This window comes from Desulfosporosinus paludis (assembly GCF_045689965.1).
In the GTDB taxonomy this organism is placed as follows: domain Bacteria; phylum Bacillota; class Desulfitobacteriia; order Desulfitobacteriales; family Desulfitobacteriaceae; genus Desulfosporosinus; species Desulfosporosinus paludis.
Map to the genome: position 1 here is coordinate 77,819 of NZ_CP144211.1, position 21,173 is coordinate 98,991.

At 38.7% G+C, this 21,173-nt stretch carries 16 protein-coding genes and 2 pseudogenes; 3 read left to right on the forward strand and 15 right to left on the reverse strand.

The window, feature by feature from the left end; translation table 11 throughout:
• Positions 1-1,450 precede the first annotated feature (1,450 nt).
• Positions 1,451-2,830 (forward strand): potassium channel family protein, encoded by a 1,380-nt coding sequence (locus VZF35_RS00345; RefSeq protein WP_407309928.1) that lies wholly within the window; start codon positions 1,451-1,453, stop codon positions 2,828-2,830.
• A gap of 170 nt (positions 2,831-3,000) precedes the next feature.
• Here the strand turns inward: VZF35_RS00345 and tnpC are convergent, their stop codons facing one another.
• From tnpC to tnpA, 3 genes are all read right to left on the reverse strand, one after another.
• Complete coding sequence (gene tnpC, locus VZF35_RS00350) at positions 3,001-4,536, reverse strand: IS66 family transposase (protein WP_407309930.1); 1,536 nt, start codon at positions 4,534-4,536, stop codon at positions 3,001-3,003.
• Between the two features lie 95 nt (positions 4,537-4,631).
• The gene (gene tnpB, locus VZF35_RS00355; protein WP_407309932.1) at positions 4,632-4,988 is read right to left on the reverse strand and encodes an IS66 family insertion sequence element accessory protein TnpB; all 357 of its coding nucleotides are present in this window, start codon (positions 4,986-4,988) and stop codon (positions 4,632-4,634) included.
• Entirely contained in the window at positions 4,978-5,349 is a 372-nt protein-coding gene (tnpA, locus tag VZF35_RS00360) for an IS66 family insertion sequence element accessory protein TnpA (RefSeq protein WP_407309934.1), read from the reverse strand. The genes tnpB and tnpA overlap by 11 nt, the downstream gene beginning before the upstream one ends.
• 252 nt (positions 5,350-5,601) lie before the next feature.
• Between tnpA and VZF35_RS00365 the strand changes: the two genes are divergently transcribed.
• Complete coding sequence (locus VZF35_RS00365; protein ID WP_407309936.1) at positions 5,602-6,840, forward strand: IS110 family transposase; 1,239 nt, start codon at positions 5,602-5,604, stop codon at positions 6,838-6,840.
• Positions 6,841-7,220: 380 nt separating this feature from the next.
• Here the strand turns inward: VZF35_RS00365 and VZF35_RS00370 are convergent, their stop codons facing one another.
• The 6 genes and pseudogenes from VZF35_RS00370 to VZF35_RS00395 form a co-directional block, all read right to left on the reverse strand.
• The gene (locus VZF35_RS00370; protein WP_407309938.1) at positions 7,221-8,573 is read right to left on the reverse strand and encodes a transposase; all 1,353 of its coding nucleotides are present in this window, start codon (positions 8,571-8,573) and stop codon (positions 7,221-7,223) included.
• Between the two features lie 984 nt (positions 8,574-9,557).
• Positions 9,558-10,733 carry a TIGR04053 family radical SAM/SPASM domain-containing protein gene (locus VZF35_RS00375; protein ID WP_407309940.1) on the reverse strand — a complete coding sequence of 392 codons (1,176 nt, stop codon included), beginning with the start codon at positions 10,731-10,733 and terminating at the stop codon, positions 9,558-9,560.
• A 187-nt stretch (positions 10,734-10,920) separates the two neighbouring features.
• Positions 10,921-11,178 (reverse strand): acyl carrier protein, encoded by a 258-nt coding sequence (locus tag VZF35_RS00380; protein ID WP_407309942.1) that lies wholly within the window; start codon positions 11,176-11,178, stop codon positions 10,921-10,923.
• Between the two features lie 116 nt (positions 11,179-11,294).
• Positions 11,295-13,439 carry an ATP-dependent helicase gene (locus VZF35_RS00385; protein WP_407309944.1) on the reverse strand — a complete coding sequence of 715 codons (2,145 nt, stop codon included), beginning with the start codon at positions 13,437-13,439 and terminating at the stop codon, positions 11,295-11,297.
• A 197-nt stretch (positions 13,440-13,636) separates the two neighbouring features.
• Positions 13,637-14,386 (reverse strand): DUF6904 family protein, encoded by a 750-nt coding sequence (locus VZF35_RS00390; protein WP_407309946.1) that lies wholly within the window; start codon positions 14,384-14,386, stop codon positions 13,637-13,639.
• A 705-nt stretch (positions 14,387-15,091) separates the two neighbouring features.
• Positions 15,092-15,458: pseudogene (locus tag VZF35_RS00395) on the reverse strand (DUF3102 domain-containing protein); the annotation flags it as partial.
• Between the two features lie 72 nt (positions 15,459-15,530).
• Between VZF35_RS00395 and VZF35_RS00400 the strand changes: the two are divergent.
• Positions 15,531-15,770 (forward strand): DUF2922 domain-containing protein, encoded by a 240-nt coding sequence (locus VZF35_RS00400; protein WP_407309948.1) that lies wholly within the window; start codon positions 15,531-15,533, stop codon positions 15,768-15,770.
• Between the two features lie 213 nt (positions 15,771-15,983).
• On the opposite strand, the pseudogene VZF35_RS00405 reads toward VZF35_RS00400, so the two are convergent.
• From VZF35_RS00405 to VZF35_RS00430, 6 genes and pseudogenes are all read right to left on the reverse strand, one after another.
• A pseudogene (locus tag VZF35_RS00405) lies at positions 15,984-16,208 on the reverse strand (hypothetical protein); the annotation flags it as partial.
• Between the two features lie 218 nt (positions 16,209-16,426).
• On the reverse strand, positions 16,427-17,017 hold the full coding sequence (locus VZF35_RS00410; protein WP_407309950.1) for a DUF5071 domain-containing protein: 591 nt from the start codon (positions 17,015-17,017) through the stop codon (positions 16,427-16,429).
• An 83-nt stretch (positions 17,018-17,100) separates the two neighbouring features.
• The gene (locus VZF35_RS00415) at positions 17,101-17,355 is read right to left on the reverse strand and encodes a hypothetical protein (protein WP_407309952.1); all 255 of its coding nucleotides are present in this window, start codon (positions 17,353-17,355) and stop codon (positions 17,101-17,103) included.
• Between the two features lie 208 nt (positions 17,356-17,563).
• Positions 17,564-17,929 carry a hypothetical protein gene (locus VZF35_RS00420; RefSeq protein WP_407309954.1) on the reverse strand — a complete coding sequence of 122 codons (366 nt, stop codon included), beginning with the start codon at positions 17,927-17,929 and terminating at the stop codon, positions 17,564-17,566.
• A 128-nt stretch (positions 17,930-18,057) separates the two neighbouring features.
• A complete protein-coding gene (locus tag VZF35_RS00425) occupies positions 18,058-18,789 on the reverse strand; it encodes a hypothetical protein (RefSeq protein ID WP_407309956.1) in 732 nt (243 codons plus the stop codon).
• 893 nt (positions 18,790-19,682) lie between these two features.
• Positions 19,683-21,158: a hypothetical protein gene (locus VZF35_RS00430; protein ID WP_407309958.1), complete on the reverse strand. Its 1,476-nt coding sequence runs from the start codon at positions 21,156-21,158 to the stop codon at positions 19,683-19,685.
• Positions 21,159-21,173: the final 15 nt, after the last annotated feature.

The window sequence follows — 21,173 nt, forward strand, 5'->3', positions numbered from 1 at the left end:
CAATTTTCGGAAAGCGGAGCTTTTTGCTAGGGCTGGACCACTCACTTCACACTTCACATTGTTTCTTCATGATACATATTTAATGCTATTAAAAGAAAAGCCAGGAAGCTACGATGAAGCAATAATACAATTCGGCCACGATACTAAGACTTGTTTATGTAGCAAAGTTGGTAAAATCCTTTATCACAAAAAATGTGATAAAATGTTACACTTTTTGTGATAAAGGATTTTGAGCAACACTTTAGCCCCCACGATAATCTAAACATTGATACCAATGACATTTTTGTCAATTACAAAAGTTTATAAAATTTTAACTGACGGAAGAGTTAACCCAACTTACAGTACAGGCCTAGTAATTTTGCCTGTACTTTTTGATTTTTTTGCTAAGAATTAAAAGCTTTAATGAGCTGAATTTCATGTTAAAAATCATGAGTTTAGTAAGCTGTATCCCCGAGGGACAAGGCTGCTGTAGACTGATGCGATCAGAGATACACTTAAAGTAATTGACACAATATTGCCGAAGTGCCTCAAACCCTTGCTACCGCTAGCTAGTGGGAGTTTGACCAGGTAGATTTTGGTTGCCATAATATCACGACAATAGCTTCTGAAAAGATAGATAGGGAAGCTTTAGAAGTAGCTTATTGATATAGAAACTGGTCTCAAATAGGCGTAGTGAGTAATATATTTGCGAGGACTACCTCTGCTACTTATTTGTCAGATCGTTTAACGGGCTGGCTTTTTTCATCCTACTTCATGGATTATTTTTACTATAAGAGAAGGAAATGAGGGAAAATTGAAGAATTTTTAATACTAGATAAGTCTTCTCACGGATGAGGGACTTTGGGATTAAGAAATGGTAACAGATGATTATAGAAGTGGTGCGAATGTCTATAACAAGGGAAGAAACTAACTGCCGATAAGGCTAATAATGCAAATCATTAGCGTTGCATTATTATTTGGCAAAACGTCAAGTATCAATTGGCAAAGAAATCGATAGAAAACGGTGGAATATGCCGGTGTTTCTGTAAAAACTAATAAAAATTCCTATAATTAGAGTTAGGGTAGTCCTTGCCTAAATCTCTAACTATAAGGATATTTGGGCTAAAATCCTGAATATTCCATATTTTTTTCAAGTTTTTAAAACTATTTTATCAAAAAATATTTGGACGAAAATTATCGGAGCTAAAGCATTGAAAATACTGGGCTTGAAGTCCTCTCTAATATGTTCCCCTACTCGGAAAATTGAGGTACCGTTGAGTACGGAAACATAAAATAATATAGTCATATTACCGTGGCCAAGTCACGTTGAGTGTGTAGTATCGATGTCAAAATGGGTATAGGTTGTTGAGATGGGATTGTGTTTTGGGCATTTTTTGATACCGTCATTTCTCGGGAACATATTTTGGACTATTATTTTTAGCATTATCTATAATTAAGGAAGGTTTGATTTATGCTTGAAATGGATTATAGAAATTTATTCTATAAATGCAAAGAAGTGTTCTGCTTTTCCAATATTCTGGCATCAATTATTACAATTATACCAATAAACGAAAATTGTTTTGTTTTAATTATTCGCTGTTTAATATTCTTGTTTTGTTTTGTTGAATGGTACCTATTTACAATAGATTTCTTTTCATTACAAAGAGAAGAAAAAAAACAACTATCTGAGTTACTTTCAAAACCTACTACTATTTTTACCCCATATCTAGTTTTTTGTGTTTGTGGCGCAATAAAAAAAGAAAAAAAGAAAAGGTTATTATTGCTTATTTCGAAAACAATTATAACGTTCGCCCCATTGATAATTGGTTTCATTTACTACACCTTACATCCGTTAATAATACCAAATAGGTTAGAAAACACTTATCAATACAGAGACCTGATGATTTATAGCATCATTTGTTATATTTTCACTTGTGGAATTGCTTTTTACTATGTCTTAAATTTGAGTGGATTTCTTAAAAAAAATATTGGAGTTGCATTTTTATCAATTTTTATATTTATTTGGTATCTGTTTGGAATCATCTATTTCCTGCTTGATAATTATGGGGGACAATCATTTGTATTTAATAGTAATTTATACAACGCAATAGCGTATGACCACATAGTAGAAGACAATATAAATTTAAGTGACTGGCAGAAAGACGCTGTTAAAGAGATAATTGGCACGGATATGTTAAATCTTGAAACACTTGATTTAAAAGTCAATGGACAAAAGTTAATATTATCAAACAAAAAAATAGGTAGGGATTGGGCAAGCTACTATTATGATGAATTGGAGAAAAAATATAATCGATACTACATTTTAAGTGTATCTCCATTTCAGTTAAAGGAAAGTGATGTAACTGATTTTTTACCACAAATGAATTATATGGATTTTATAAAGAAAAAGTATTTATTGGTGAAAGTTAGGCTCTATCAAGTTGGAACAATAGCATCTCCTTTGAAACAAATGATTCAAAAAGAAGATGTCTATGAGTTCAACGATGTATCAAATGAAAAAATAATTTATCTAATTTTCGATAATGATAATTATCTAAATTATAATATTTCGTCATCTAACATGTCGGTTTATATTTTTCAAGAATGCTTATCTGAATCCAATACATTACTTGATAGTACATTAAACACATTTATTGTAGACACAAACAATAAATCTTCGATGAGAATCACGGACTATTTATATTATAGCATGACGGTTATTTCAACGTTAGGATTTGGTGATATTACTCCCAACAATGAGGTTGTGAAAATTCTAACGATATTTGAATCGTTTGCAGGTTTAATAACTATGGGCTTATTTTTGTCTAAAATATTTGATAAAACAAAGTAAGAATATACCATTGGTACTATAAAAGCACAAGCAAGCGATCCGAATGAACGGGTTGGAGGCTTGTGCTTATTTACTTATAATGAGGGGAGAAATGGCCTGGCGTACTGTAAGCGTCGAATAACTTGGTGGATAGAAAAAGGGCAAAAACTCGTGTAAACTGAGTTTTTGCCCTATTGGCAGGCTTCTTGAACTTCTGGACTCCATGGAAGGTAATCTTCAAGGAATTCTGGATGTTCGCCAAATTGTACTCCAGGCAACTCGCCGAAGATGAACTGTAGATATTTATACAGGTTAAGATTATTGGCCTTAGCACTTTCGACGATACTGTATACGGTGGCACTTGCCGCAGCTCCTTTTGGGCTTCCGCTGAATAACCAGTTTTTTCGTCCGATGGTAAAAGGTCGGATACTGTTTTCGGCAAGGTTGTTGGAAATGGAGCAATTCCCATCTTTAAGATAATTCATAAACTCTTCCTTATGGTTTAGAGCATATGCCAAAGCTTCACTAAGTTTGGATTTCGGCAACACCTTGCCTCTCGCGGAATCAATCCACGCCCAAAAAGCCTCTAAAATAGGGGTTTCCTGGTTCAGACGCTCTAATCGTCGTTGTTCGCTCGAAAGATTCTCGAGAGTCTTTTCAATCTCGAAGAGTTTGTTACAGTATGTAATGCCTTGGCTGGGTAGAGTGGCTTCCGGGCTATGGATATCTTTTGGAAGAGCATCGACGAAGTTCCTCCGAAGATGACTCCAACAGAGGCACCTTGTAATGTCTGGAATCATTTTGTACCCCGAGTAAGCATCCGTATGCAGGTATCCTTTGAACCCTTTAAGGAATTCTTGTGGATATTTACCACTTCTTCCCGGTCGATACTCGAAGATTCGAATAGAATGTTTACAATATTGGCCAGTGCTGTATACCCACATGTAGGAATCGCTCGTATTTTTTCGCCCTTCTTCATTCATGACTTGAACCGTGGTTTCGTCTGCATGCAGATAACTTTCTTGCAACAACTCCTGATGCATTCGCTCGACCAAAGGTACCAACCAATCCCGGGACGCGGCTAGAATCCAATTGGCCATAGTTGCACGACTTAGATTCACTCCCAGTGTCTTCCACTCCTTTTCCTGACGGTAAAGGGGAAGGGCGTTCACGAACTTCTGATGCATGACCCATGCCACTGTAGAAGGAGAAGCCATGGAATGCTGGATCACCGGGTAAGGCATGGGCGACTGCTCCATGTAGGGTTCCCCGTTTTTACGACAGGTGCGGCATTCAAACGTTTCACGGTAATAATCGATGACCCTAACTTTAGCAGGAATGAATTCAATTTCAGTACGGATGAATTCTTCACCGACCGGTACAAGAGCGGTGTTGCATACATCGCAAAAGCGGTCTCGTTCATCAAGGGTACAAAGACGTTTAACATGAGGTATATCCTTCAAAAGTTCCTTACGCTGACCTTTGAACTTCTTTTTCCGGTAACCCTGTACTTCATTAAGGTCAGGCTCGGGTGCTAGTGGATCAGCTTGGATTTCAGCCTCATCAAAAAGAGACATCTGCCCCAAAGCAAGGGACGATGTCTTCTCGGTACTTCTGCCGAAGAGCTTGCGCGTCAGATAGTCCACAGAATCGTGGAGTCGTTTGTTTTCCAGCTCCAATTCGCCTATGCGTTTTTCAAGTACCTTTACCTGCTCTTCTGCGCTCATGAATACAGTCCTTTAGCATTTTTCTATTGGTCCCATTATACCATAAAAAAGTCAAAAAACCCAGTAACCATGCAGGTTTGCAGGGATTTTCGACGCTATAGGCAGGCTGTAATATTGAGCTTTTTCACGGCTTTAGGTTGGTCTATAGACAGACCTTCAAGAAGCCATCGGAATTCCTGAGAGGTGATGGAGCGAACGGCTTCAGCATTCATAGGCCATTGAAAACGTCCACGTTCTAGTCGTTTGTAAAAGAGAACAAAACCATCACCTTCCCAGTAAAGTGCTTTCATCCGATCGCGTCGCCGACCAGAGAAGAGAAAAAGGCTGTTCTGAAAAGGGTTTAACTGAAAGTTCTGTTGGACAATGGCGGCAAGACCATCAATGGATTTTCGCATGTCGGTGTAACCACAAGCGATATAGATTTTCTCTGCTTTCGAGATATCACCGAACATGTTGCAGGGCCCTCAGGGTGTTTTCGATCAACGAGGCGGATGCACTGTTACGAATCTCTAGAGTTGCAGTACCAAAACGAATTAAAATATCGGACGATAATTCTTGAGCCGCCGCAGGTTCAGTATCCGTTGTAGGGACTGAAATGGTTACCGGTACAATGGGGTTATTGGGAGAACAGGATGATGGAAGGGCCTCGCAGGCAGCCTTGCGAATACGTCGCAACCAGTAGTAGTAACTTTTTGGGTTAATTTCATGATCAGCACACCATGAAGAGACAGTCTGTCCACTACTGAGACATTCTCGTACGATCTCAGTCCATTTATTTAATCGATACTGGTTAGTCACTTCCCTGGTATTCAACTCTAAACCTCCTTTGGAGTTTTTCGACTAAACTCGAAAAACTCTACAAACTCTAATTTAGAGAATTGTCTCAAAGAATCAGGGAAGTTTCCATCCACCGTCTTATTAGACGCTTACGGCGTACTTCCCATTGGATTTCGCATCCGCTGGATAATCTGCCAGCCATCCCCTTGTTATGAGCATTCGGTTAAGCAGGTTGAAACCGATGAGGCTTTCGTGTAACTAACCAATATGAATGGGTAATAAGCGAGGATGGACGCCAACACAAATATTAGGAGGAGCAGTATGATCAGTGTCGGGATTGACATCTCAAAGGGGAAAAGTACAGTCTGTTTTATGAAACCTTATGGGGAGATGCTTCATAAACCATTTGAGGTGCAACACACGGAAAGCGACTTGAAACATCTGGTAAATCAGATCAAGACACTAACAGAGGAAACCCGTGTCGTTATGGAGTCAACTGGAGCATACCATTTCCCGGTACTAGCATATCTCAAAGAGCATGGTATTTTTGCTTCTGTGATTAATCCGCTGGTAATGAGCAAGTATGTTAATGTTTCAATCCGCAAAGGCAAGACCGACAAGCTTGATGCCATTAAGATAGCGAACTTTGGTTTAGATCACTGGTATCATCTTGTAGACTACTCGCCAACGGCTGATGTGTATGATGAGTTAAAAACACTCAATCGTCAATATTTAAACTACATATCTATGCGTATCCAGGTGAAACAGACGCTTACAAATCTGCTGGATCGAACAATGCCGGGGATAAAAACGCTCCTTTGGAATCGCTCAGATGTACCAGATCGGGACAAACTGTGCGACTTTGTAAAGGAATATTGGCACTTTGACAACATTACTCGGAGGTCGGAGGCCGAATTTATCAACGACTATAATGACTGGGCAAAAAGTAAAAGATACCGAGCCAGCACGGAGAAAGCGAAGAAAATCTACGCCCTTGCACTGGATGGTATCCCCACTTTGTCTTCCAATACGCCATCAACCAAAATGCTCGTAGAGGAAGCAGTTAAGGTCCTGCACATGATAGACACGACCCTTGCAAGTATTCTAGCACAGATGAGAGAATTGGCAAAGTCGCTGAAAGAATATGAAGTTGTCATGGCTATGCCGGGAGTAGGTGAGATACTCGGCCCAAGGATTATAGCAGAGATAGGAGATGTACGACGCTTTCATAGTCACGGAGCCCTCATTGCTTATGCCGGTCTTGATGCACCTCCGTTTCAATCAGGCAACTTCACAGCTACAAAGCGAAGCATATCTAAACGTGGTTCAGCTTCTTTACGTAAAACAGGATATGAAATCATGAGGTACATAAAGATTAGCAAGCCGTCTGAAGATGACGCTGTTTACCAGTATATGCTTAAGAAAGAAAATGAAGGTAAGCCAAAGAAAGTTGCCAAAATCGCTGCGTTAAACAAGTTCCTACGTATCTACTATGCAAGAGTGAAAGAGGTGTACGCGGCAGCCTAATTACTCATTTAAGTTCAAACCGGTCAGATGCCTTTCGGTATCCGGTCAGCTTTGCTATACCCATTTTGGATATTGATATTTTCTGAAATTTATGGTTGACTTTTATTAGCAGGATTATCCATAGCAAATTATCCGAAGTAAGGAGGCAAAAAAAGAACTCCTAAGATGCATTCCGGAAACCACCGCGCCAGCGGTTTAGTGCTATCCATAATATGTCACCTTTAATTAATGATCATTATGAATCCTCAACTTACAGCAGCGAAGAGGGGAAGGCATCGCGTGAGTCACATTAACAAAGTAATTAATATTTTAAGTGAGGATGTAGAATGGATATGTGATACTTGTGAAAATTTGAATTAAATATTAATTAATTTAATAACTCAACTTTCGCACCCCAATTGTGCGAATAAAGCTTTGATATAACTAGGCAATTCCCTGATCCAGTTGTGTAGTTGACTAAGCGATTTGTGATTCTTCGGTTTGTTGGGTAGTAGATCAAGTACAAATGCCATCAACTGGCGCAATGCAGTTTTTAAGTCTAAATCTATTACCTCATCAGCAAAAAGGTAAAACAATCCACCCAGTGAGCGTTCATCATTGTTTTCCCTACGTTCCCACTCAAGGATGAGATAACGGGAAAAGACTATGGTCGTGTGGTTGATCATCATATCGAATGACCGGCCTTGAAATTCCGTACCCAGTTTTAAGTGTGATTTAGCCACTTTGAAAAAGGTCTCAATACTCCAACGCATCCCATAAATCCTTATAATTTCAGCATTATCTAATGCAAGATCTGTCGTTAAAATCGCCAACCAATCTCTGCGATTGTTCCGATTCTGGACGAAGACAATCTTAAGAGATAAACCTGAAAAGGTTTGAACCCGAACTGAGCCCAGAATTTCTGCTTTTGAGTTTTTAGGAATTCTAGCATAAAGCTCACTTAAACTTAAGGTGTTACCCTCGAAACGATAACGTTGTTTTAGCTCCTTTACCATCCCAATGATGTGAAGACCCTTATCCATCATTTTTTGAAGAAGCGGTGCATGAGTAAACCAACTATCCATCAGAAGGTAATCCGCAGAGAATCCAGCATTTAAAGCCCTTTCAAGCATTTGGACGACAGCATCGGGTTTAGAGTTCATCGCTTCCATACGACGCTTATAGCCAATGGATCGTTTGTCCAAGTCCTCTCGCATTTCACAAAGGCGGTTTTTAACCTTAGCTGAACTCATCAAGGTAAAATCAATGGGTGCGAAACTGTAGCCATCAGACCAACCCAACGTGAGTAAGCTATAGCCACGGATAAAACGACCTGAGACATGGTCAAAGATTCGAGCTAAGAGTTCAACCTTCTTACTTCGTTCTCGTCCCATTACAGAATCATCAACGATAAAAACACGAATACGTTGTGCGGAGGTGAGTTTTTCAAATCGCCCTATGACCTTAAGACTGAGTAATTGATAGAAACGTCTCCAGTTATAACGGGATTCATTAAGAAACCGATAAACTACGTCTTTACCTGGAAAAGATTCTGCTCGATTGCCTTCTAATAAGCGATACAGATTACGACCTTGGAAAACTAACTGAAAAATGATTTGGAAGATAGCGAAACTTGAGACCCCGTAAGACTTACGAATGCCTGCTGTTCGAAGAAGTTGACTCAACTTAAAGGAAGAAAAAATTAAAGAAAGTTGATTTTGATGCTGTTCAGACAGAGAGTTGTGTTGTAACATTTAGATAGCACCTTTCTGTTTGGATTAATGGTTGTTTGGTCACTTCCATTTTACCAATTGGAAAGGTGTTTTTCTGTCAATAGACAAAAATATTTTGTCCCAACTTAGATATATATAGGGTTAGAGGTAACTTTCGCTATGCGAAAGTTGAGTTAATAATAAATGGGAAGGAAGAGGAGACAAAAGACTTTATCAAAAAAATAATTTTTTTGCTGAGCAATAGAGAAAAGAGTCTTTATTAAATAAAATGACAATTAATAGTTAAGATGAGGAAAAACCTAAAAATGAAACTCTTCACTAAATAGAAATTTAGCGCATAGTTGTGACTACATAAAAGCGATACTCTGATGAACAAGATAATTTTGGGGTTCATAATAACTTAACTTTAGTCAAAATCGTTTAGCTTAGCTAGGCATCAATTAATCCTAGGTTTATTGAGTACCTATGAAGTGATTCATATTTACCGATATAAATCGCTAAAGTCCATATTAGTATCTGTTGCCATAAGTCCTTGGATTGAACGAATCATACTAAGGCATCATTTTTTAAAGCTTTATAAAGGCTCCTAGAGATTTTTTTATATGGACAAGCTATAGAAAATGAGTTGCACATTGCGAACCTAGAAACTCGACAGATTGTCCTAAGTAACAGATTCTAAAAGGTTTTGTAAACTATAACTTGAAGAAAAAATTACTCAGAAACAAACAGCCTGATAATTTCAGTACGGATTCGTTAGATTATGCTTGTGAAATCCGTGTCGAGCTTTTTAGGCTGTTTTTGATATAACCCCCCAGCCGTATTTTATACTCTACTTTACATAATATCTATTATCGGACCCAAAATAATGTTATAGACAGAAACTAGGCCGCTTTTCTTCATCAATCGGCTTATTCGACGTCGAGATACGATCATATTCAGTTCTTGAGTTCGACTTTAAGGCACAAAAAAACGCCCACGAAAATCGCAGGCGTTCACAATATAATTCTATTTCTTTCTCATCTTCTCTGGAGTATACACGCAGAATGGCTCTGATGCCATATAGTTTCCAGTTGCGCCGTATGCACGTGCTCTTGATCCACCACAAACTTTGTTGTACTCACAAATACCACATTTACCTTCGTACTTATCTGGTGAACGCAAGTCTTTTAAAATAGGGCTTTCGCGGTAGATGTCGCGCAGTCTATTTTCCTTAACGTTACCAACTACTAATGGTAAAAATCCACTTGGTGTAACGTCACCAGTGTGTGATACGAAGATGAAACCATTTCCATCGTTAACTGCTTTTGGTGCTCTTGCTAGACCGTCAATGAACTGAGCCATGTCACGTGTCTTAGTACCTTCGAAAGTGATTTCCTCACCTGTAGTACCGTTTTCCTTAGCACGTTGTTGGAATACAACACGACGATAGTGCTGACCAGCAGTTGTTTTTATATCATAAGGCGCATCTTTACTTAACTCGTAAAGCCACTTGAATACTTCTTCGTGCTCAGCAGCTGTTATGCAATCATCCATTGAAGCACGTCCAGTTGGAATCATCATTAAAATGTACCAAACCGAAGTCTTCAACTCTTTCATCAATTCCGCCATTTGCTCAAGTTGGTGTAAGTTTGCTTTGTTAATGCAAGTATTGATTTGGTGAGAAATACCAATTTCGTTTAAATACTTAAGTTTCTCGATTGTTAAATCAAAAGTTCCATCGATTCCACGGAAAGCATCGTGCGTCTTAGCATCTGCACCGTCAATTGAGAAACTCCAACGAGAAATCCCAACTTCTTTCGCCATGTCCATGCGCTCTTTTGTTACTTCAACAGTAGCACTTGGGCTCATCGAAACACGCATTCCTTTTTTAATAGCGTAGTCTGCTAATTCAAAAAGGTCTTTTCGAAGCATGCAGTCCCCACCAGTGAAAACTAGCATCGGGTTGTCCATTTCGTAGATTTCATCGATTAGCGCGATACCTTGCTCGTGCGTTAACTCCTCTGGATGCGGATCAGGTTGCGCATCTGCACGACAGTGTTGGCACTTAAGCCCACATGCACGAGTAGTTTCCCAGATTACGATGAACGGGTTCTTATCGTAGTCAACGTTCATTCCTGGGCGCCCACCTGGATGACCACCTTTACCGTGCGGATGTCCACCCATTTTCATTTTATTTTCCATCTTAAATCACTCAATCCATTTTAGTTTTCAAATAAAGATTTTACACAAAAATCTGGCGAAAGTCCATTGATGGACTTGCCGCTATTGTCCAACAAAACATCCATTCCAAAACAGCCTGGGGCGGTTATTTCTTTTTTATGATCATAAATTAAGCCGTCAATCGAACTGGGAACGACAGGCTATGAAATTACACCGAATTTATAATCGATCGGTAATCGGATAAACCTCTAGCTTTCAGTTTTTCTACAATATCATTGACGGTAACCACATCTGCAAACTCGTCATCAGTAATGGTTATCTCGAATTCATCCTCCAGGTCCCCAATAATCATCGACATATCTACCGAATCCACAAATAAGTCTTCCCGCAAACGGCTCTCCAGGGTTATCTTTCTCTTCTTCTTTTGTAAAATATGATTTAAAGTGAATAGTACTCTGTCTTCCATTTTTAGTCACACACCTTCTCTCAACGCTTATGTAATATTGTGTGGGCTGATTCAAATTCTAATTCGCCTTTTAAAACCAATAGACTATGGTATGATTTTACAACGGACATCCCGAATCAAATAGCCCAAATCAACCTCTGCTTGGCACAGATATCTTTCATGAACGAACGCTGTGAACCGTTCTTAAAACGAACTACAATTACATTTCCCTCATCGTTAACAATGACTCCCTCTCCAAATGATTTATGTTGTATAACCAACCCTGCAACTAAATCGCTCATAGGGCTTGATACTTCCTGGCGGATCACCTCTTGAGGGTTTTTACCTTGCATCACAAGATTGACCTCACGGATAAAACGGGAAACTTTCACTCGTTTATGATGGTAATAATTCATAGAGCATAAGGTTAACTGGCGTTTAGCCCTCGTCATGCCGACATAGAAAAGACGTCTCTCCTCTTCTAATAATTCGTTCTTTCCACCTTGTTCAGCCTTGATCGTCTCCCGTTCAGGAATAATCCCTTCGACAAGATCAATTAGGTAGACCTGTTCCCATTCTAAACCCTTGGCAGAATGGATGGTTGAAAGGGTCACGGCATTTTTGTGCTTATTTTTATGCGAAGAAGTCATCTGCTCTTCAAGATACGTTAAACGATTGGCAAAATCCACAATTGTACATTCGTTCTGGGCAATTGAACTCAGAAGCTCCAAGAGACTTCCGACATATTCTTCAGAAAAACCTAACGACTCACATATTCTCTTCATTGCTTTATCATAATCCAGTTGGTTTCGGATATAATGGATCGCCTGAGCAGGTGAAAGAGTATTAAGCTCCTTAAACCACTTTTTGAGGTCTAAGTACTCTGATCTTCCCTTTAAGGTCACTCCCGGTTGTTCAGCCAAGATTTCAAAGATTGAACGATCGATTGGCATTTGCTTTAGTAAATCAAGATGTTGCTTACGTATAGGACAACTCAACTTAGACCAAATTCGCTCCAAAACGGACAAGCTTTTATCGTTAAATGAGAAGCGAAGGAAATTTAACATATCGTTAATGGCCCAGTGGGTGAAAAACCTCTGTTTACCTGATTCACGCATATAAAAGGAAATATTAGCCCGATCTAACGCATCTGCTAAACAAATGGCGGATAAATTATTTCGGTACAAAACTCCTACCTTTGCCAAATCCTTTTGACCCTTGAGTTTCTGAATAATAAATTGATTTTGTTCTATAATTCCTTCAAATTGCCCAATCCGAAGAACGTCTCCCTTGGGATTCTCAGTAAACATATCTTTATCAAATCGCAGTTTATTAGAACGAATAAAACCACAGGCTACGTCCACAATCTGCGGAGTCGAGCGAAAGTTTTGCTCCATGCGAAGGATCTTTGCACCGGGGTAAGTCTGTTCAAACTCTAAAAGGTACTTTGGTTCAGCCGCTCGAAACCCAAATATTGATTGATCATCATCCCCCACTACAAAAATATTGCTCTTGGGTTTAACGATCATTTCGATGATTTTGTGCTGTAGAAGAGACGTATCTTGGCTCTCATCCGTAAGAATATAGTCAAATCGCTTTCGATAATACGCTAAGTACGTCGGATTTTCCATTAACTCTTGAAAGGCAAGGGAAAGCATATCGTCATAATCAATCAGACGCGGCCGGCTGCTTTGCTTATAGTTCTCATAATCCTTATAAATAAGGGGGAAATTCTTAATGTCACAATTTAAAAGCTCTTCAGGTTTGCTTAAGGTATTTTTTACGTAACAAATGCAATTCTGCAACCCTTCCAGCTGCTCATCGGTAATTGCGGAAGTATTATGCTTTTCGTAGATTTTACGAAGAACTCCCATCTTGCTATCAGCACCTGTTTGTTCCTCAATAATTTCAAATCTGGTACCTCTTTGTCGAAAAGCGGTTCGAACTACTTCATAAGCAAAGCTGTGGATCGTAGAAAATTGAATTTCCCCACGGCATTCATTTTGACCGCTGACCATTGCCCCAAAATTCGTAACAAACCGTTCACGCATTTCCTTGGCTGCTGCCCGTCCGAAGGTTAGACAAAGAATCCTTCGAGGATCTATGTTTTTGACAAGAATCAAATAGGCTAAACGAACAGTGAGAACCGTCGTCTTGCCTGCACCGGGAACAGCTAAAAGCAAAAGAGGGCCCTGGTTATGGACCACAGCCCGTTTTTGCTGTTCAGTTAAATCAAAACCCCTAGCCTTGATCTCTTCAAAGAAATCCTTCTCGCTAATCACCTTAAATCTCCCACTATGTATTTGTAACACCTTTACTACTTCCTGATGCCTCGAAAATTGAATTCATGCACCAAGAATTATATCATATGGACGCATGGTTTATTGTATAGTGCAATGTCAATCATAGCAAACTCCAGACTACATCTATACTCAATAAAGATCTGCCTGTATCTTTGTTATCTTTCTCCAATCCTACACTACCAATCAATTTGATCCGGGTACTCAATATTCAGACGGATATCATTAGGATTTCGATCATACTCCTCGGCTGCCTCAAGTATAGTTCTCTCAACAGATCGGTACTCCTTCCCCTTTTCTGTCAGTCGTTTAACCATGATCGAGAGATTTTTCTTTCGGTTTTCCCTGTCCATATCTAAGAATCGAACATTCAACACATCGAGATATTGGGTTATATAACCTTCCAGCCATGGATAGTCCACAACCATCATATTAATCATTCTACTATAGGTTTTCCCTTCAACGGCCTCCTGAAGACACTTGGCTGCTTCCGCCTGAAACAACCGGATCTGAGCAAGGTTATGATCCCAAATAACCGATTTATCCAGCATCATATCGTAACGCCTTTTCGTCAGTTTATAGGCATAGAAACGGCAAAAATCATTTAAAGCCATCAGCACAAAGAGCATTTCAGGCCAGATTACATTGATAGAATAATAAACATTGACATCATGAGTAATGGTACCCATGTGCTTCATTTTTTCCTTGTCCATCCCGTTTTCCACTAATACTATTTCCCGGTCACCCATTAGAGCATGACGAAGATCATAGCAAATTCCAAGGACACGCAACCTTGCGGCCTCATGAGAAGGATGATCTTCTTCATCACCTACTATTTCATGAAGCGAATCATAAAGACTTTCAAAATCTCCCTGATCACCGGAGATTGTTATTCCGGCCAAATTTTTTGTGGAGCTAACTCTTAACATAAAGACCCCTGCCTTTAAACAGCTATTTTTTACATCATTGCTTTCTATTATAACTGCGATTGTTGAATTCCCCAATCCTCATCCAAATAAAGATAACGTCATATTTATTATCCGCCCAACTGAAACTCCCTCAGGCTCTATCTTTAGAACATCAGCTGAAATACAAAAACCTTCCGTTCCCTTACAACGCTAAGCAAAATAATGGAGGCTTTCGCATCAACACGCGAAAGCCTCCTCTTACTTATTACCTTTATGTTTGGCATCAATCGCTCAATGCTGCCATTAAACTTCTCCAAGAAATTTAACCTGGATCTTACCCTCTAGTAGGTCTTCAAACTTTCGGGCTGCTTCCTGAAAATAAGCTGAACTCCCATGTGCTTCGAAGGCCTTCAAGCGACTACTTCTCCCTATCCCACACGGAAAAGGAGAGCTCTTTGCGCGGCTCCCCAAGGATCTCCTGCTATTCCTTCATCAGTGACTGCTTGCTGGATAATTCAAGTTTTTTGATTTGTTCCATATTTCTTCCCTCTTGAGCATCCTGTTTGAGAGCTTCTCTATCCATATAATACTCTCATCAATGAACGCTTCTTTTCCCTAGGTAGGATTACTGTCAGGTGGCCGCTGGACTTAACTCCTCTAGGATTGGGTCGTATTAATCGATAAATTTGTTTTGATAACGGGGGGCCATACTTTCAGCGTCTTCGCCATGTTCTCAACATCATGCTCCGCGATAAACTCCTCCCGCTCCTCTTCCGGGATCCCAAGGAGGATGAGCGCCTGGGTGTATGTCAGATTCGTCACCAGTGACGAATCTGGATGGCTGTCGCTGTCGGAGGAGGCAAGCAGTTTCCTCCCGTACTCTTCGCAAAGCTGCATTAACCTATCGGCCGTTCGCTGAGAGTAACTGACCGATTCCTTCAACCACCTGCCCCATTCTCCATAGGGAAGCAGGTCCTTAGCCTCCTTCAGGCGCCGGCCGATCTCAATGGCGCTGGTAAGAAGGATTTTCCCGGCCTGATGTCTGATCGTGTTTATTTCAAAGCGGCGTACGTTCTGTGATCAAATCATTCATGATGTTACCTGCCCTTCCTTTTGAGCTGCTCGATGAGTAACCCTGAAAATTTGTAGAAAAAGAGGTGGTACTATGGCTGTAACGACGAATAGGGTGGTAAAGTTAATTTTTACGACTGCCGGCGGTAAGACGTTTTCCATCACTATACCCGATCCGAAGGAAGACCTGGATAAGGCTCAGGCCGAGGCCGTTATGTGCACGATCATTGAGAAGAATGTATTCCTTACGTCCAGCGGCGAGCTGACCGGAAAGCGGAATATTAAGGTTGTTGGAACCATGACCAACGACTTCTACGACCCGCCGCAAGTTTAGGTGGTGCAAAAAGAAAGGCGGCCGCATGGCCGCCACTAAGGTCAACATTATCGATTACCCAAAATAATGAAAGGGACCGAGCAATTTCCGTTCAATAGCTTCCCATAAAAGGATTTCGGCAGCAACTCTGCCCTGGAAATAAGCGTAGATACTTCGGCCGTCCGCTCTCTCAGACGTTGCCGTAAGCCTAAGCAACACCTTTGGCTTATACTCATTACATAAATTAACACGGTCCCTGACAACAGAGATCCCGTCTTCAATATAATCGAAAATCTCGCGCAGAATTTTTGTCAGGTATTCTGCCAGAATCTTAGAAGACTCAACCGAATCTAGAGGCCGAGTATCTTTTATGTGAAGTTGCTGATCCACTTTATTTAGGTTTTCGTTGATGATTCCGTTAATGATTTGCACGTATAGGCCATAGATGATTTCGGACATGATGCACCTCTAACATGGGACTGGTATTAGTTTAAGTCCTTTAGAGCTTAGTATTGCTATAATCGCAAGTATCCTTGACTTCCAATTATTAGCCTAATTAGTAATATGGATTTTGGCAAGTTCGGTAAATGGGTCTTTAACTAAGGTAACTTGCGATACAATCTTATTTGTGTCCGGCAATGAAGGTTATGACAATAGCACCCGCTATTATCATAGTACTACTTGAATTCAAGTAAGTATTTTTCAATGTCATTAAGTTCATTGAGTAAATCTCGGTATGTTGATCTCTTATCCTCATAGATTCTAGTCAATTCCAAAGTGTCTGTTATCTTGTGAATTGCAAGCAGTTTAATTGCCTTAACATTGATACCCTCTAAATCCCACTTTCGAGCCACCATTAACAGCTCATCTTTAATCTCAGTAATCAAGTCGATGGACCAATGATTGACTAAGCACTCTAAAACCCAATATTGCCATATCTCATCGTTACCCCTTAGGACTTCACGGACATACGGCACAACAGGGCGCCCAATATTTAAAAGAAATTCGGCAACCTCTTTCGCTCCGGGCCAATTTAAATCCTGAAGCCAAGCCAAGATTTTAGGAAGAACCTGCCGAACGCGTGGATAGCCAATGTTATTCAATACCATTGCTGCAGATTCCCAATAGGATTTCTCTCTTGGCGTTATAAGCATTGAAACTTGATTGTCGTCAATTGAAGCGAGACGATGCATTGCAGCTTGTCGCAAGTCATCCGGTTTATCCCATCTAATATCATCAATAAGTCTATTAATTTCGGTAACGTCCATAAGCAAGACCACCCCCAAAAGCTACAGATGCCAAATTATTAAAAGTACTCCGGTAGTCACGTTTCTTTTCTGTCGGCAATGATCTAATCAAGTTGCCATTTGTACATTTCCTTGAAATCCTCAAAACACTTCTTACATATCCAACGATAATGGTCTTCTGTTGTATATCCTTCTGTTTGTACATCAGTATCATCACTAAGCATGAATTTACTCCAGCAAAATTCACAATGATCATGGTCCCACGTTTTACTATATGGTGAATACTTTTCAAATCGAAGCTTAATACCTAGAAGGTAATTTTCTTGGCCTTGAAGTCTCCAATCATCTTCCTTTACCATGTTTCCACCCCTATTCTCAAAACCTAGAGGTATTACGGATTTTTACTTTATCTCTTCGTCTAATTTGAATAAATGTCCTTCTGAGTACAATAACGAAGTTTATGACAATAGCACCAACGTCCTGCCAGTGCTATTGTTTATTGAACTCGTAAATCTTTGCATTATAGGAAGTCCGTCAGGCCTGCTTTCACAAACTAAAGCTTGCAGACTATTTACGTCCAATCTGTTTCTCAATTAGCTTCGATGCAGTTATTAACTCATTACCGAAGTAAGAATATGCATTCTTTAAAACCTCTTCATCATCGCCTAAATACTCTAATATTGTTACATACACTATGTTTTGAATCGCATCATTTCCATATATAAACATTTCTTCAATAAAGGTTATATACTTTCTTATCAATGTACCTTGAGTATTTTCTTTTAGTAAATTAAACAGCTTTATGTTAATACAGTCACCGAAGAAAAGATGTCCTAAAATTTCTCCATAATCATTGAGGTGTTCAAAGTAATATGAATTATATTCTGGAAATTCAATTAAAAATTTATCGACAGTGTCTTGTAAATTTGTCATAAACGTACACCTCCACTTGCTAAGCCGATAATGCTAATTTTTTCGCCAGCTAGAAATAATTTACTCCATTTAACTCCTTGTGTCCTATAAAGAACGTTATGCAAAGAGCTACCGTTGGGGAATACCACTCATAATCTAGCCCATTCCGCCTTACCCTTCGGGGTTAACTCAAACCAAAAGTCTGATAGTTTTTCGCCAGTTGCACTGTAGAACTCTTTTGCGTTTAAAACAGAAGGGTATTCGATTCTAATGAACTCATCATTCAAAAGCCTAATGATTTCTGCTTTAACAATTTCTTCACTACAATTTATTTTTAGATATTTTAAATACTTTAAAATTTGTTCTATACTATTGCCATCATCTTTAAGTACATCCAAAATTCCAACTTTTAATGGCCACTCTGATGTAGGTGCTCCATTTGTGTTGTTCAATGCTTCAATTGGAATTTCATGAGATTTAAAAAGACCTATTAAGATATTCGTATTTTTTTTATTCAGGATGCCAATACCTTGCGTGACGGTTTCGTCATCTTTTAGCATAAGCGTCATCATTGGGGCCTTCACCCCTCTTAACACTCTTGTATATAGTTTAACCATTAAAATGTTACTCCAGGGGATTTTATATCTCCTAAAATACTGTTTAATAAATAAATAATTATTATCTGCAGTGATATCGTACGGGAGGATAAAAACAGTAAGTATTACAAATATGAAAAAAGTAATAATAGTCGCAAACACTAAACCTGATAACAAAGAAGATTTTTTGTCAAAGTAAGCATCGGCGAAACTTATAACCCCACTAAACAGAGAAATTACTCCAATTTGCAGCATCACAGAAGTTCGACTCGATTTCAGTAACAAAGAAACACCCCCTATCCTTCCATTTTACTTTACAGACTTTTGTGAATATTTTAAGACAGTAGCCTTCAGGCAGCAATACAACACAAACCCATAAAACTTCATTTCCCTACTTAAATGTTCGTTAAGTAGTTATTAGTTAGCCTTCTTTATTTGCCCCTTGAGTCCGATAAAAGACATTTTGACAAATTCATAAAAACCGAATTTCCCGTATTCGTCCAAATTTCCTTCAGACAGGTGATTTACCTGTTTTTGAATCCATCATTTTTTAGCCTTCTATAGTTGTTATTCGTTAAAAAGCAAAATCTGTTTTTCTCTCGCTTACGCTAAATTCCTATAGCATCCTATCACGAAAATTTATTAATTGTCTCCCAAGGAAGCACAATAAGTTTCACCTTAATATGTCTTCGTTATATTAGCATAAATTTCCTTCAGCATTGGATATATTGTCAATAAGACAAATAACAGATCATTTTCTCCATTTTCAGTGCCACTTATCTGGACACTTTTAAATGTTATTTGGTTCGTTAAACTCCCATTTAATAAGCCTCTATGAAGCTACTAATCCTCTCTATCCATGGAGGTATCTGTGAACTTCTAGTTGTTAGCCTTATCAGCAGTTAGTTTCTTCCCTAGTTATAACATAATGGGCAGTTTATCTGTAAATACAAGAAATGTTCATAGAAAGTAATTAAAATTATATTTTCTTGTAATTAACATGTTCATATTTCCACATACAGGCTGGCCCGAATTACCATAATTGATGTAGGGTTCTTAGGAACAGGTCAACCGTTTTTAAACGATTTCCAGTATGAGGGAACATATCGAAGCTTCTTTCACGACATAACCATGCTCGTTAATGATGGTATCTTTTTTCTTGGCAAATACTACTGGAATTATTTATCGCATAAATGCTCATTAACTTCGTGCTTAATTTCCGAAACAAATTTCTGATATATTGGTAGCAATCCATGTTCTTTATTCGGTGTTTCATAAGTTAGATTGTCCCATTGTTCGGAATGCCCTACTTGCTTCAACAAACATGTCAAGAAACTCGCATTCTGTAATACCATGCGCTCAATTTGGTTCAATGAAACAACTTTTACATGGCTATGTATATAATCCCTTTCACTTTCTGTTATGCTACCTACTTTCTCGACCCACATTTCAAATGCTTTGCTATATACCTTTTCTCTTGGAACTACCGCATCTTCAAGTACAGCAACAACTCCAAAAATATTCGTTGTTTCATATGATTTGTCAAGATTAAAGCAGCCTTCTGAATAATGAATTATTTGCTGATAAACTTGAAGTATGTTTTTTGCATAGATTTCAATTTCTTTATTAATTTCTTCTTGATCAAACTGTCGTACCTTCAAACTTGGCGACAGTGCTTTTGTATCATAAAAAGTACAATAATTGCCTTCAGCCACCAATACATCAGATGTTAGCTTTTCTTCTCTACCAACATTATATGTAAACTCTGGGCTGATCCAGGTGACTCCCGGAACCTCTTTATAAATATCAAATAAGTAATTCTCAATCACTTCTTTTCCAAAGACATTTCTCAATTTTTTATTGCCAAATGTAAGCCTGTTCAATAACGACTCTGTCACCGCATTGATTACCAAATACGGTGATGGGATATATGTAAAATCCACTCCCGAAACTAACGGATAAACATATTGAATTTTCAGTCCATAATAATAATCTAGCACATTATTCTTATATAATGCAGCTAACTCATTTTTATATGTTTCTTTTTCTATGCACAATGCTTTAAAAACTTGATCTATTTTAAATGCTTTTTCAAGCATTCTTTGTCGGCCCACTTCCTGCCCTTTTATATTTGCATCTTTACTACAGTACACAAATACAATAAAAGCAAACACCTCAAAATCTATATAAGAAGCTATAAATTTCCTACAAAATTCCTCTTTCATATTTATATTGGAATTAGAAAAGTTAAAAATATAATTATATCGAAATAACTTTTGCAAAAATACCCCTTGTACCGGGAACTGCTGCAGAGCAGAAATCATCATGAAAGTATCTGCATATGTACCATTAGCTTCGGCTATCATTAACTCAGGATGCCAGTAATTTCGCATCTTTGTTATAATTCTTGAAAAGGCAGCCATGTCTATATCAAGTCCAACATTATCAACATCATAAATTACAGAAAACGCTGCAAAAGTTTCTAATTCCCACGGCATGATATTCTGATTAAATGCAAGAAGCATGTCGACTTCTGAACTACTCATTATCCTTGATGCAAATCTCTGACACATACTCATTTTACTATCAAATGAGTATTGTTCTAATTCTTTAAAAAATGAAAGTTCTGAGTGTGTTAAATCACCATCCGGCATAGATTCTTTCCTCCA

Coding starts and splice junctions, on each gene's coding strand:
- VZF35_RS00345 (WP_407309928.1), top strand. CDS start 1,451: ATGCTTGAAATGGATTATAGAAATTTATTCTATAAATGCAAAGAAGTG.
- tnpC (WP_407309930.1), bottom strand. CDS start 4,536: ATGAGCGCAGAAGAGCAGGTAAAGGTACTTGAAAAACGCATAGGCGAA.
- tnpB (WP_407309932.1), bottom strand. CDS start 4,988: ATGTTCGGTGATATCTCGAAAGCAGAGAAAATCTATATCGCTTGTGGT.
- VZF35_RS00365 (WP_407309936.1), top strand. CDS start 5,602: ATGGACGCCAACACAAATATTAGGAGGAGCAGTATGATCAGTGTCGGG.
- VZF35_RS00370 (WP_407309938.1), bottom strand. CDS start 8,573: ATGTTACAACACAACTCTCTGTCTGAACAGCATCAAAATCAACTTTCT.
- VZF35_RS00375 (WP_407309940.1), bottom strand. CDS start 10,733: ATGGAAAATAAAATGAAAATGGGTGGACATCCGCACGGTAAAGGTGGT.
- VZF35_RS00380 (WP_407309942.1), bottom strand. CDS start 11,178: ATGGAAGACAGAGTACTATTCACTTTAAATCATATTTTACAAAAGAAG.
- VZF35_RS00390 (WP_407309946.1), bottom strand. CDS start 14,386: ATGTTAAGAGTTAGCTCCACAAAAAATTTGGCCGGAATAACAATCTCC.
- VZF35_RS00400 (WP_407309948.1), top strand. CDS start 15,531: ATGGCTGTAACGACGAATAGGGTGGTAAAGTTAATTTTTACGACTGCC.
- VZF35_RS00410 (WP_407309950.1), bottom strand. CDS start 17,017: ATGGACGTTACCGAAATTAATAGACTTATTGATGATATTAGATGGGAT.
- VZF35_RS00415 (WP_407309952.1), bottom strand. CDS start 17,355: ATGGTAAAGGAAGATGATTGGAGACTTCAAGGCCAAGAAAATTACCTT.
- VZF35_RS00420 (WP_407309954.1), bottom strand. CDS start 17,929: ATGACAAATTTACAAGACACTGTCGATAAATTTTTAATTGAATTTCCA.
- VZF35_RS00430 (WP_407309958.1), bottom strand. CDS start 21,158: ATGCCGGATGGTGATTTAACACACTCAGAACTTTCATTTTTTAAAGAA.